Raw genomic sequence first — 12,404 nt, 5'->3', positions numbered from 1 at the left:
CGACCGGAGACGGACAATGAGGTGTGGTATGGGTGGTGGAGAGGCTGACATCGTTTGCATGGGTGAACCCCTGTTCGAGTTGGCGTGGCGGCGGGACGGAACGATCAAGCCGGGCATTGGCGGCGATGTGTCGAATTGCGCGGTCGCCGCAGCCAGATCCGGCGCGAAAGCAGGGATGATAACCCGCCTGGGGGAGGACAGCCTGGGCGAGCGTATCCGGTCGCTGTATCACGACGAAGGCATCGCAACGACGCATGTCATCCGTGATGCTGCCGCGCCAACCGGTATCTATTTCATAGAGTATGGTCCTGATGGTCATAGCTTTTCCTATCGGCGCGCCGGCTCGGCTGCCAGCCGCCTGGCAAGCAGTGATCTCGCACCAGGCATGTTCGCGGGTGTGTCATTTCTTCATCTTAGCGGGATATCACAGGCTATTTCCGAGTCTTGCCGGGACGCTTCGTTTACAGCGATGGAGATGGCCAGATCGGCAGGTGCCAAGGTTTCCTTTGATACCAATCTGCGGCGCAGTCTATGGACGCCGGCAGCGGCGTGGGAAACCTTGTCAGCTTCATTGCCACAAATAGACTTTCTCTTTCCGAGCATGGAGGACGCACAAGCCCTGCTCGGGCTATCGGATCCGGATGCCATTTGCGACGAATTCCTTCGACACGGCGTCAAAACGGTCCTTTTGACCCTAGGCGAAGAAGGCGCAATTGTAGCTGGTGGCGATATGAGAATTCGGATACCCGCTTACTCAGCGCAACTTGTGGATGCGACGGCTGCTGGTGACACTTTTGATGGTGCCTTTCTGGCTGAATTTTTGCGCTGCGGCGATCCAGAGGCGGCCACCCGGTTCGCTTGTGCTGCGGCGTCCCTCGCAGTTGAGAAGACCGGCGCGGTCGATTCCATCCCTTATCTGAGAGAAATCCGCACACGTATGGCTGCGTAGTCCTGTCGAGCTTGCACCACACCAGCATTGGAAAACAACGCTCGTATATGCCCACCGTCGCGACGCGACGGCCACCAGTGCGTCGCCGGCGAGACGGGATCCAGATACCGGCCGATGCCGTTGCGGCCTTCATCAGTCTCCTTCGTCTTCAGGTGACGAAGAAAGCTCAGAATGGCTTGAAGCCGTGAGCCCGTCGAAATTCGCCAGCTTTTCAACGATCGCCATAGGAGTTTCCGCTTCGGCCTGGTCTTCACCGCAAAGATGCAGCACGACGGGGTATAGGATCTCCACCGGTGAAATATTCAGCGCCTCGCAAAAGTGGAGTAGTCGGCCGACGGTCAGCCGTGAAACCGCGTTTTCGTAACGATTATAAACCTAGTCGCTGAGCCCGCATGGGTGCTAGCTTTGAACGCGGGATTTTCCGTCGGTCGCGAGCGTTGCGAAGGCTGGTGCTGATCTTTTTTTCGATTTCGGCGCTTAACTCAGTTCGCCGAAGCTGGTTTTCCGATAGACCGGCTTGTCAATATATGGATCGTCGATCTGCGGTAAACCGAGGTGAGAAATCCATTCGTCGAAAGGTCCTGCCATTGCTCCTGCCAAAGTGACGTTGATCTTCTGTGTTCGTTCCAATCAATGTAACAGAATTGGTTGACTGGACGCGAATCTAGTGGGCCTGCCAGAATATGGGCGCGTCGCTTCGCGAAACCGCTCTATGCCTTCGGCACGGAGCCAACGCGGCCAGAACGCCGTCATCAATACACCAGATTGGGATATCGCCCGTTTACAGCACGGCCCGCAATCAGCATAGTGCGCCAGCTCGGGTAATACGAGTTGGTGATGGTAAGTCGCTAGCTCTTCTTGCCATTCACCGCGGGAGCCGTCCTGGCGCTAGCCGGTGACGACGGCTGCTTTCTATTCAAAGAGTGACGGCCGCGATCGCGGCCGACTTTGTCTGCCTCAGAGAGGGAAAGAGGGCCCCGCCTTCTCTCCCTCGCAAGCAAAAAAGGTCTCCCCGTCCTTCCTCCGCTACGCCTTCGGCTGCGCTACGTGCAGGATCGACGCGGATCCCCTTACGCGGATCATGCGTCGCCCCTTCGGCTTTGCCTCGGGCGGGCGAACCCCCTCAGTTTGTCCCTTGCGCCGACCACGGGGCGTCTTTGGATCGGGCGCCGCGATGAGGGTGTCCACTTCGGCCTTGGTGAGGTGGTACGTCACCTCAATCTGCATCCGTTTAATGCGAATCGTCAGCACGCGTTGGGCAACGCCGAAGAACGCCGGGTCGGCGGCAAGCGACGTCGGAAGAAAGATCGGATCGCGGCCAAGCGGGCGTTGCGCGTGGTGATGGAATTGTTCCGCTTCTCCTCGAGTTCGTCGAGAAAAGCGAAAACAAGGTCTCGATCAAGCTCTTCGAGCGTCAACGCCGACGGCTTCTTCCGCAACCGGGCGGCGGCAAAAGGATCAGCATGCGCAAGGCGTCGCGATAGCTGGCCACGGTCGCGGGAGTCGCGTTCCGCTGCTTGGTCAGGCGCCGGCGGAAATAGGACTCCAGGAGCGGCGCTACGAGCAGGTGTGCGGTGTTCGCTCGTGCTGCGCCTCCATCGAGGGCGGCACGCTCAGGTAGTAGGCCGTGTCGGTGTAACTGGCGTGGCCGAGATATGTGGCCAGCGCCTGAACGTCTGCGCGCTGTTGGTGCCAGAGGCTGAGGCGGGTCACGGCAAACCGGTGATCGTGCGGCCTTAAACGGCTTACCGCCATCAAAGTCGGCGAGTTTACGGACCTCGGCAAAGCCATTTTGCAGGCCGGTCGCCGAGAGGCGGTTGCCCCGGGAACTGAGGACGAATCCCTGATCCTTGGGTATGGGCGCTTCATTTCGGAATCGGGGGCGGGCTTCATCGGAATAGGCACACCACAGCGTTGGAGAAATTGAGATCTCGTCGGATTGTTCACTCCTAGCCATGACCTTCTCTCTTTTGTCGTCATCGCCCGGTCCGGTCAGTTCGATATGGTGGTGTTCTTCGGAGGGCGTGGAGGGCAGCGAACGGTCCCGCGCCACGCCGCTGATCTGGCGGCCCATCAGTTGGCCAGCTGCGACTCGCGCGCGGTGTGCGCAGCGAAATATCTCGCGATTGCACCGATGACCCGAGTTGTCGCCTTTCCATCGCCGTAGGCGTCCACGGGCTGGGCCATCCGTGAATATTCGTCCGGATCGCGCAGCAGCCGGGTCGCTTCACTCACGATGCGGGCGGTGCTGCGGCCCACAAGGCGCGCCGTGCCAGCTTCGACAGCCTCCGGCCGCTCGGTGATTTCTCTTAAAACGAGCGTCGGTTTGCCGAGTGAAGGGCCTTCTTCCTCTGCGCCGCTGCTGTCCGAGATGATGATGTCCGCGCGCAGCATAAGGCTGCAGAAGTTGCGGTACGGCAGAGGATCCACCACCGTAATATTCGCCTGGTTGCTTAAATAGGGCAAAATGACTTCGCGCACTGCCGGGTTCTGGTGCAATGGGATGATGACACGCACGTTCTCCTGACATGATAGCTGCACAAGAGCTCTTGCGATCTCGTGCATCGGTGCGCCCCACGATTCACGCCGATGTGCTGAGGCGACCACGATCCGCCGCGTTTCGTTCTTCAGGTCGGCAAGCGCTGGCTCGGCGAAGGCGGGGGCATTTTCGGCCGCCCAGTGAAGGGCGTCGACGACCGTGTTCCCGGTGACCGTGATACGATCCTCAGCGGCACCTTCGCGGAGAAGGTTCTCGCTGCTACGAATCGTCGGCGCCAGGTGGAGATCCGTTATCTGGGCGACCAGGCGCCGATTGGCCTCCTCTGGATATGGCGATGCAATGTTGCCGCTACGCAAGCCCGCCTCGATATGGATGATGGGGATACGGTGCTGGAAGGCGGCCAGGGCTCCTGCCAGGGTGCTCGCGGTATCGCCATGAACGACTACCGCGTCGATCCCCCATTGTTCTATTTGCCCGGAGAGCCTTTCCAGTATTCGATATGTGACCTGCGACAAGGTCTGGCGAGGTTGCATGACGCTTAGTTCGATGTCGGGTCGAATACCGAATTCCGCTAAAGCGATATCCAGCATCTCGCGATGCTGCCCCGTGGAAACAACGAGGGGCTCGAACCTGCGGTCGAGCTTCATCGCCCTAATTACTGTGGCGCATTTAATCGCCTCAGGACGAGTACCGAAAATGAATGCCACCTTGGGCATGATCGTCTCTCCAAATAAATGTGAGCGCGCTCTCTGCTAGTGTCTTGCGTGGCCTGGGGGCGTCGGAGACCGCAGTCGCCAAGGAATCGCATAAGGGGCCATAGGCGCCATCATCAGGGCCGAAGCGAACCACGTCTTGTCCATTCACAGCGGACGACGAGGATGTACCCTTGCCATAGTACGCGATTTGACGCGGATCGCCTTCCTCCATCGCGACTGACCCCGGCATCAATGATGGCGGCAATTGCTGCCGCCACTCCTCAACGAGGAGGCACAAAACTCGTGCCACATTGGCTGATCGAGCTAAAAAACAATTTGTGATTGCTTACAGCTACTTAGCAAACAGAAAAAAGTTCGCCCAACCGAACTTCGTGTCACGGGCCCGACAAAGCCGACACACGACGCAGTCTTAGCGACGAAGAGCAAATCGCTGCGTCGGACAAGCTGGCCGGCTTTGCCAAATGCGGGTCGGCTTTCGACCGGCGCCGGGAGCAATCCTGCAATCGACTTGTGGCATCGCAGGAAACAATGGCTTCCCGGTTGGTCTGCCTGCGTCGATGACGATGCGATCAGCACGGTCATGGCGTGCCAACGCTCTTACGCTTGGCGGCCGGCAAATCCCGGGATTCACTGAACCAGAACTCGACGGTGTCGCCGACGCTGTCGATGGCGCGATAGAGGTCCATCCATCGCCAGCGGACCTTGATGTAGTTCTCGTCCGCATGCCATTTGCCGGTCACGAGGCGCTTGCGCCGGTTAAAGCGTTCCATCAGCAGCGGCGCGAAATGAACGACCCAGCGATGGATCGTTGAATGATCGACACTAATGCCACGCTCCGCCATCATTTCTCGAAGATCAGCGTAGGCTCAGTCCGTAGGCCAGATGCGAGCGAATGCAAAGCAAGATCACAGATTGGTCGAAATGGCGGCCTTCGAATATCTCAACTCTCCGAGGAACACCGGAGCCCAATGCGCTTGGTTACCAAAAACTTTGCAACACATCCTCGGGAAGTCGCCGGACGGTGGCGCCGATGTCGCGAACCCGACAAAAGTGTCGCGGCCATTCCAGCGGGCGCGCGTGTTTCACTCTTGTTGAGTAAGGAGCACCGCATTCGGCACGTGGCACGCTGATTGCGGGGATTATGAGCAGGGGCCGTCGCGACAACCGGTCGTAGCGGTCCCCTGTCCAATACATTGGAGGTCGAGCTATGTTGTCCCACTTCGAAAACCAGTCAATAAACCAAGAGGTCGCTAGGCTCAATCTCCCGAACTCTCGGATAAAGCACTTCGCGCCGGCTAGTTACGCACAAGCCGGAGAAGACGTTATTGTCGAAGGAATTCTGGCTGCAAAACTCTGCAAGAGTCAAAGATCTTGGGCCAGTGTGTTTTATGTCGAGATCGGCGCTAATCACCCCATCTCGACCTCAAATACCTTTCTTATGTACCAACGGGGCGCGCGAGGTGTTCTGGTTGAACCCAATCCTGAATTGGAAGCGCTGATCAGGACTGCTCGCCCGGAAGACGTTCTCGTTCGATCCGTTGTCTTGCCCGCTCCGCAAGCGTCTGCGACGCTCTTCATCGGAAACGCCCATGAGCTTTCGTCGGTGGATAAAGCACACGTTGAAAGTTTCGGGGACTTCGACGGTATAGGAGGTATCCGAGAACATATCGAGGTGAGCGCGATCGGTATCAATGAACTACTCGCCCCTTATGCCAATAAGATCGATTTCTTATCGATCGATTGCGAAGGACTGGATCACGATCTCGTCAAGGCCATTGACTACGAGTGCATCAGACCTGCTGTCATCCAATGCGAGCCAAACGAGCATTATCTAAAGGGCAATAGGGATCGGATCATCAATGTAATGGAATGCAGATCATACCGGCTTGCTGCAATGACTGACATCAACGTCGTCTTCGAGCGATTGACTTGATGCAGCGGCCCAAATCGAACGCGTCATTGAACGTACACCAAGCCTGCCAACGTCCGTCCTCGGGTGCCGCGTGGCAATCAGATGAAGCGCATATCGCCGCATGTAGCGTAAGCGGGAGCTGAGGCCATTCAGCGCTGGGAATTCCATGGCATGAGGGCGTCGATACCGCTGTTTGGCCATGCATTGGGATCGGCCACTATCTTATCGAGCCGGTGGCCTGCACTTCAGCGTCGGGTTGGGAGAGGGGTCGGGTCGAGAACCAGGTCAGGCTGGGCGCGAGCGCTTTTTCATCCCAAGGCTGCGCTTCAAGAACCTGGAGGAACTCAACGCCTTGCTGCTGGAGACGGCCTCAGCTCCATGTCCCGCGAGCGCAGGCCCTGAACGCGCCGAAGACGTATTTCATAGGCTCAGGATAGGCCCTGTGAAACTTCGTCTCGTCCGCATCGAGACAACGGTCAATGCGTCCCATGGCGCAATCAACACAGCAGGGCATAAGGGTCGGAACTTCATAGGCCAGTCCACTCTTGGAGAACGGAGCAAACTTAATCCGCATGTGCGCGCGATGCCGAAAAAGGGTCGCGCGAGCCCCGCACCAAGCCCTGTCGGTCCGAATCGGGGTAGCCTGTTGCAATCTGTTTGTCCTGAAGGAGAACGACATGACGTTCATTGGATGACCGCATCCTCGTCCGCCGCATCGAAGCCGACGAGAAGACGGCCAGCGGCATCACCATTCCCGACATCGCGAAGGAAAAGCTGCAGGAGGCCGAAGTGATCGCCGCCGGTCCTGACGCACGCAATGAAACCGGCCAGCCTAAGCCACTGGACCTCGAGGTCGGCGACCGCCGTAAATCGATGCTGGAGGATATCGCGATCCTGACTGGCGGCACCGCCATGAGCGAGGATCTCGGTATCAAGCTAGAGAATGTCGCGCTGGACATGCTCGGCCGCGCCAGGCGGGTGACAGTCGAGAAGGAGAACACCACGATCGTCGACGGCGCCGGCAAGAAGGAGCAGATCCAGAGGCGTGTCACCCAGATCAAGACGCAGATCGAGGAGACCACCTCCGACTGGATCGCGAGAAGCTGCAGGAGCGGCTGGCCGAGCTCGCCGGGGTGTCGCCGTCATCCGCGTCGGCGGCTCGACGGAGGTCGAGGTCAAGGAACGCAAGGATTGGGTCGGCGACGCCATTCATGCCACCCGTGCCGCGGTCATCCTGCCCGGCGGCGTGGCGCTGCTCAGAGCCGCCAAGGCACTCGAGGCGGTCGCCGCCGACAACGCCGACCAGAGATACGGCCCCGATATCGTGCGGCGCGCCATCGAAGCTCCCGCGCGCCAGATCGCGGAGAACAGCGGGGCAAACCGCTCCATCGTCATCGGCAAGCTGCGCGAGGCTGTACCTATGGCTCGGACGCCCAGACCGGCGAATTCGGCGATCTCTTCGGCCAAGGCGTGATCTCGGCTTAAGGAGACCGCATGGTTCAGCCCGGTAGAACTCCATTTCATATTCAGCTCGCGGATATCATTCGGTCTCAGATCGAGAGCGGGGTCTTCAATGCTGGGGATCAGCTCCCCACTCAGATGGAGTTGATGAAACAGCACGAACTCAGCAGCAATACGGTGCGACAGGCGGTGCTTGCCCTTGTCGGTGAAGGCTTGCTTTATCGACGCGCTGGCAAGGGGACGTTTGTTGCCAAGCGTCACATCGGCCGGGACCTGCTCACTTTTTCAGGATTTTCGGAAGAAGCGGTAGCGCGTGGCTTCCGGCCGGGTACCAGGCATGTGACGGTCGACTGGCGTTCCGCTGACGCTGCGGTTGCAGCCGCACTCAACGTGCCAACCGATGAGAGCGTGCTGACCATCGAGCGCGTACAAACGATCGATGATGAAGTCGTCGCGGTTGAGACGGTTTCGTTTGTCGCGGCAATCGGACGCCAGATGGAAAAGCGCGACCTTGCCGACGCTTCTTTCACCGAGATTCTCGAGCGGCAGCTTGGTGTGGCTCTTGCGCGAGCCAGACAGGAGATAAGGGCCGGCACCGCGCGTACCAGACTGGCAAAAGCACTCGACGTGTCGAGCGGCACTGCGGTGCTGCAAATCGACCGTACCGCCTTCGACTCGAACGATCGGGTTATTTACTTTTCGTCCTCGTCCTACCGGGCGGATCGCTACATTTACACCGGCTGGATCGAACGAAAGAGCGCCTTGGTTACTCAACCACGCCAATTGATCGGCCGGAGCAGATGATGCCCAACTGCGAAGGGATGTGTTGCAAAGTTTTCAGCTAGTCATGTGAACCTAAAGTTCGCCACATAAGGTCTGCTCGGCCTAAACACCTGACGGACGAGAGAATTTCGCCCGCGGACTTGGTCCATCGATAGGGCTTTGGGTTCTCATTGTGGCGCTCGATGAAGGTGCGAATATCGGCCTCGAGCTGGCTGGTTGAGGTATGCACGCCGCGTCGCAGCTGCTTTCGGGTCAGTTCAGCGAACCAGCGTTCGACCTGATTGATCCAGGATGCCGATGTGGGCGTGAAGTGGACATGGTAGTGAGGCCGGCGCGACAGAAACCTGACCAGCGCGGTTTTGTGGTATCCATGATGACGTGGACATCGAGATCGGGCGGCACGTTGGCCGCGAACAGCGAGGTGGTGCCGTGTCGGACATAACTATGGGTCCGGCGCTCCGGCACGCCCGGCATCGTCGGCAGGACCGGTTGCTCCCGATCGAGTGCCTGGATCTGGCTCTTCTCGTCGACGCTCAAAACCAGTGCCCTGTTGGGCGGTGACAGGTAGAGCCCGACGATGTCGCCAACCTTGTCGACGAACAGTGGATCGCTCGACAGCTTGAACTGGGTGAAGAATTGCCCGCGGCGCCCGGCAGCCGCATCTATGTGATCGAGGACATGCGGGATGTGACCGCCGAAATGCTCAAGAGCGTCTCAGACAAGCTGAACGGGTTTGCCCGGCATGAGCGGCTCGCCACGAACAAAAAGGCCCTGATCGCCGCATGTGAAGGACAGCCCAATCACCGTTGCGACGTAGGGGCCCATTATGGCGGCGCCTCCTACTATCTCCTCCAGAAGCTCGAAATTGAGGACGTGCGCCTCGTCTATGCGCCCGCGCTCCGCATCGGCAACTTCGGCGGCCAAACGGATAACTGGATGTGGCCGCGCCACACGGGCCACTTCGGCTTTTGTCGCGCCTATGTCGCGCCTGATGGTTCCTCCCGGCCATATGCGCGCGACAACGTGCCCTACCGGCCCAAGAACTGGCTGCGCATCGCCGTTGAAGGCGCCAGGATGGACATTCTGCTGAATTTTACCTGCGGCGCTGTTTCATGGACGCGCTTGGGCACCCCATTTTCTATTGCCCGCCTCGGCTCATGCGGGGCGGGCTTCTTGGCCTTCTGGAGGATTTGCTCACCATGGTTCATAGTGGCGCGCAACCGTCCGGTGAGCGCCTCACCTGAGGCTACATGGCGGCCGTGGAGATTGCCTCAGGAGCGGCGCCCAATCGGAAACCTTAGCACCTCCGCGTTTTGGCGTGGCTGCTTGAACTCTTCGACGGCAACCGCCTCAATTAGCAGGTCCAAGGCTTGGCGTCCCCTTCGACTCATCGGGTCATCGCCACAAAGGTAGTCATACGCTCGATCTAAATGCACTCGGGCGGCGGAAAAATCGCTTGTCATAGGACCCTCTCTAACCACCCCATTGCCGTCTACGAGGTGAAGGTCGCGCAATCGTCAATATTTACAGACAAATTTGAATTAAATCGGGGATGATCGGGGAGTAGCTAGGCCGTCACCCACGGTGACTGAACCGGCCGACATTGGCGCCGAGGTCTCGGCATTCCTCGCGCGCCTGGAGGCCGTAGTCCCCTAACATGATGCCGCCGTCCAGCCCGCCGACGATCACTCGCTGGCGCTCGGCCGGATCGTAAATGCCGAGCACCCCGTTCTGAGACAAACGTAAGCGGTGTTTCCGGACCACCTTTCAGGAGTGGTCTGGATCTGTGAGGTTGCCGGTTCTGTAATGGGATCGGAGATCGACTTGTGTCTGGACTTGACCTTACGCTTGACCCGGAGCGGCAGCCTCGACGTTTCGAGGTGATCAACGGTGCTGGCGGCCGGCGTCAGTGGTCGGTGGATGACAAAGCGCGGATCATCGCGGAGACGCTGGAGCCGAACGCAATCATTTCCGAGGTCGCCCGCCGTTATGGCCTGAGGCCGCAGCAGGTGTTCGCCTGGCGTCGGGAAGCGCGCAAACAGGCCGCTTCGGTGCAGCAAGATTCTCCTGCCTTTGTGCCGGCGGTTGTGGCGGCGCCCACAACCGAACCCACAGCGAAGCGCCCAGGACGACCATGGAAGCAGAAGGCGGTCCGCGACGCCGGCGTGATCGAGCTTGAGATCGACGGCATCGCCATGCGCGTTGGCCGTGGTGCCGATGCCAAGACGGTGGCTGCTGTAATTCGCGCGCTGAAGGCAACAGCGTGATTGGCCCGACGGGTGCGGTCAAAGTCATGGTGGCGACGAAGCCGGTAGACTTCCGCAAGGGCGCGGAGGGGCTGGCCGCACTGGTGCGCGAGACGATGGGCGCCGATCCGTTCAGCGGCGCCGTCTACGTCTTCCGGGCGAAGCGGACGGATCGGATCAAGCTGATCTTCTGGGATGGCACCGGCGTCTGCCTTTATGCCAAGCGTCTTGAGGACGGCGAGTTCCGCTGGCCGAAAGTGCAGGACGGGGTGATGCGGCTGACGGCCGCGCAACTCTCGGCGCTATTGGAAGGGCTGGACTGGCGGCGGGTCCACGAGGCACGCCAGACCCGCGTTCCAGCCCAGGCGGGCTGACCCGCGACGAAGTGAATCAGCCTGGATTCCGCTGTCGCGGGCTGTCGGCGAATATGGTCTGATCCGCTCATGGCGATGACGGCTGACCAGCTTCCCGACGATCCGGACGCGCTGAAGGCGATGGTCCTGGCACGCGACGTCGAGAATGCCCGCCTGATCCAGATCATCAAGGAATTGCAGCGTCACCGCTTCGGTCGCCGCGCCGAGACGCTTCCCGAGGATCAGTTGCTGCTGGGGCTCGAAGAGGCCGAGCAGATCGAGGCGGCCGGCGAGGAAGAGGCCGAGGGGGCCTCTCCGGACCAGCGACAGGCAAAGACTACCAAACGCCGGGCCAACCGGGGTGCCCTGCCGGCGAATCTTCCTCGTGTCGAGATGGTCGTCGACATCGAGGACCATGCCTGCCCGTGCTGCCTCAACGGCCTGCATCGGATCGGTGAGGACGTGAGCGAGCGGCTCGACATCGTTCCGGCGCAGCTGCGTGTGATCGTCGTGCGCCGGCCCAAATAATGCCTGCCGCGCCTGTGAGGATGTGGTGGTTCAGGCTCCGGCGCCCGCCCGGCTGATCGAGGGTGGTCTTCCGACCGAGGCAACGGTCGCCCAGGTGCTGGTCTCAAAATATGCCGATCACCTTCCGCTCTATCGTCAGGCGCAGATCTACGCCCGGCAGGGCATCAATCTCGACCGGTCCACGCTCGCCGACTGGGTCGGCCGCGCCGCCTGGCATCTGCGTCCGGTGCACGAGCGGCTGCTTGGCAAGCTGAAGGCTTCGCCGAAGCTCTTTGCCGACGAGACGACTGCGCCGGTGCTCGACCCCGGCCGCGGCAAGACCAAGACAGGCCAACTCTGGGCCTATGCGCGTGACGATCGGCCATGGCAGGGAGCCGACCCGCCGGGCGTCGCCTATGTCTACGCACCCGACCGGAAGGCCGAGCGTCCGATCGCTCATCTCGCAGGCTTCACTGGAATCCTGCAGGTCGATGGCTATGGCGGCTATCGTGTGCTGGCCGACAAGAGCGACGTGACGCTCGCCTTCTGCTGGGCACACGTGCGTCGACGCTTCTATGAACTGACAGCAGCCGGGCCCGCGCCGATCGCCAGCGAAGCGCTGAGACGGATCGCCGACCTCTATAAGATCGAGGACGATATCCGCGGCCGATCGGCCGACGAACGCCGTGCGATGCGTCAGGAAAGTAGCCGCGCTATTGTCGCCGATCTCGAACCCTGGCTGCGTGAAAAGCTCGGCCTCATCAGCCAGAAGACAAAGCTCGCCGAGGCGATCCGCTACACGCTCTCGCGCTGGCAAGGCCTCTCGCGCTTCCTTGACGACGGCCGCATCGAGATCGACAGCAACACCGTCGAGCGCTCAATCCGTCCGATCGCGAAGACTGATTCATTATGCACCTCCTTTTCAAATGGCGGAAAACAGCGATTCCTGGTTGTCGTCGTGGATGCGACGCGGAATA

General features: G+C 60.1%; 10 protein-coding genes and 7 pseudogenes. 10 read left to right on the top strand and 7 right to left on the bottom strand.

Features of this window, described 5'->3' with window-relative positions; all coding sequences use genetic code 11:
- The first annotated feature begins 58 nt into the window (after window positions 1–58).
- A complete protein-coding gene (locus NKI58_RS31965) occupies window positions 59–949 on the top strand; it encodes a sugar kinase (protein WP_352808749.1) in 891 nt (296 codons plus the stop codon).
- 1,244 nt (window positions 950–2,193) lie between these two features.
- Here NKI58_RS31965 and NKI58_RS31960 read toward each other — a convergent pair.
- The 4 genes and pseudogenes from NKI58_RS31960 to NKI58_RS31945 all read right to left on the bottom strand — a co-directional run.
- Window positions 2,194–2,367: a site-specific integrase gene (locus tag NKI58_RS31960; protein WP_352854258.1), complete on the bottom strand. Its 174-nt coding sequence runs from the start codon at window positions 2,365–2,367 to the stop codon at window positions 2,194–2,196.
- A complete protein-coding gene (locus NKI58_RS31955) occupies window positions 2,364–3,023 on the bottom strand; it encodes a hypothetical protein (protein WP_352808339.1) in 660 nt (219 codons plus the stop codon). Before NKI58_RS31955 ends, NKI58_RS31960 begins: the two co-directional genes overlap by 4 nt.
- Complete coding sequence (wecB, locus tag NKI58_RS31950; protein ID WP_352854255.1) at window positions 3,023–4,165, bottom strand: non-hydrolyzing UDP-N-acetylglucosamine 2-epimerase; 1,143 nt, start codon at window positions 4,163–4,165, stop codon at window positions 3,023–3,025. Before wecB ends, NKI58_RS31955 begins: the two co-directional genes overlap by 1 nt.
- Window positions 4,166–4,638: 473 nt before the next feature.
- Window positions 4,639–5,104: pseudogene (locus tag NKI58_RS31945) on the bottom strand (IS6 family transposase); the annotation flags it as partial.
- Between the two features lie 268 nt (window positions 5,105–5,372).
- On the opposite strand from NKI58_RS31945, the gene NKI58_RS31940 reads away from it, so the two are divergent.
- The 5 genes and pseudogenes from NKI58_RS31940 to NKI58_RS31920 all read left to right on the top strand — a co-directional run bounded on the left by NKI58_RS31940 (window position 5,373) and on the right by NKI58_RS31920 (window position 8,342).
- Window positions 5,373–6,098: an FkbM family methyltransferase gene (locus NKI58_RS31940; RefSeq protein ID WP_352452593.1), complete on the top strand. Its 726-nt coding sequence runs from the start codon at window positions 5,373–5,375 to the stop codon at window positions 6,096–6,098.
- A 194-nt stretch (window positions 6,099–6,292) separates the two neighbouring features.
- Window positions 6,293–6,435 (top strand): annotated as a pseudogene (locus tag NKI58_RS31935) (IS21 family transposase); the annotation flags it as partial.
- A 329-nt stretch (window positions 6,436–6,764) separates the two neighbouring features.
- Window positions 6,765–6,929 (top strand): annotated as a pseudogene (locus NKI58_RS31930) (GroES family chaperonin); the annotation flags it as partial.
- Between the two features lie 3 nt (window positions 6,930–6,932).
- Window positions 6,933–7,553, top strand: a pseudogene (locus tag NKI58_RS31925) (TCP-1/cpn60 chaperonin family protein); the annotation flags it as partial.
- 18 nt (window positions 7,554–7,571) lie between these two features.
- Window positions 7,572–8,342, top strand: a complete 771-nt coding sequence (locus tag NKI58_RS31920; protein ID WP_352854252.1) for a GntR family transcriptional regulator — start codon at window positions 7,572–7,574, stop codon at window positions 8,340–8,342.
- A gap of 51 nt (window positions 8,343–8,393) precedes the next feature.
- Here the strand turns inward: NKI58_RS31920 and NKI58_RS31915 are convergent.
- A pseudogene (locus NKI58_RS31915) lies at window positions 8,394–8,945 on the bottom strand (transposase); the annotation flags it as partial.
- A 12-nt stretch (window positions 8,946–8,957) separates the two neighbouring features.
- On the opposite strand from NKI58_RS31915, the pseudogene NKI58_RS31910 reads away from it, so the two are divergent.
- Window positions 8,958–9,341: pseudogene (locus tag NKI58_RS31910) on the top strand (S46 family peptidase); the annotation flags it as partial.
- Between the two features lie 251 nt (window positions 9,342–9,592).
- On the opposite strand, the gene NKI58_RS31905 reads toward NKI58_RS31910, so the two are convergent.
- Window positions 9,593–9,784 (bottom strand): hypothetical protein, encoded by a 192-nt coding sequence (locus NKI58_RS31905; RefSeq protein ID WP_084642947.1) that lies wholly within the window; start codon window positions 9,782–9,784, stop codon window positions 9,593–9,595.
- Between the two features lie 112 nt (window positions 9,785–9,896).
- Window positions 9,897–10,061: a hypothetical protein gene (locus NKI58_RS31900; RefSeq protein ID WP_352812961.1), complete on the bottom strand. Its 165-nt coding sequence runs from the start codon at window positions 10,059–10,061 to the stop codon at window positions 9,897–9,899.
- Between the two features lie 86 nt (window positions 10,062–10,147).
- Here NKI58_RS31900 and tnpA point away from each other — a divergent pair, with 86 nt between their 5' ends.
- From tnpA to tnpC, 3 genes and pseudogenes are all read left to right on the top strand, one after another.
- The gene (gene tnpA, locus NKI58_RS31895; protein ID WP_192357248.1) at window positions 10,148–10,588 is read left to right on the top strand and encodes an IS66-like element accessory protein TnpA; all 441 of its coding nucleotides are present in this window, start codon (window positions 10,148–10,150) and stop codon (window positions 10,586–10,588) included.
- Window positions 10,585–10,941: an IS66 family insertion sequence element accessory protein TnpB gene (gene tnpB, locus NKI58_RS31890; protein WP_192357246.1), complete on the top strand. Its 357-nt coding sequence runs from the start codon at window positions 10,585–10,587 to the stop codon at window positions 10,939–10,941. The genes tnpA and tnpB overlap by 4 nt, the downstream gene beginning before the upstream one ends.
- A gap of 69 nt (window positions 10,942–11,010) precedes the next feature.
- Window positions 11,011–12,404, top strand: a pseudogene (tnpC, locus tag NKI58_RS31885) (IS66 family transposase); the annotation flags it as partial.

This window comes from Mesorhizobium sp. M0522 (assembly GCF_040321085.1).
In the GTDB taxonomy this organism is placed as follows: Bacteria; Pseudomonadota; Alphaproteobacteria; order Rhizobiales; family Rhizobiaceae; genus Mesorhizobium.
This window is presented reverse-complemented; position numbering and strand designations above follow the sequence as displayed.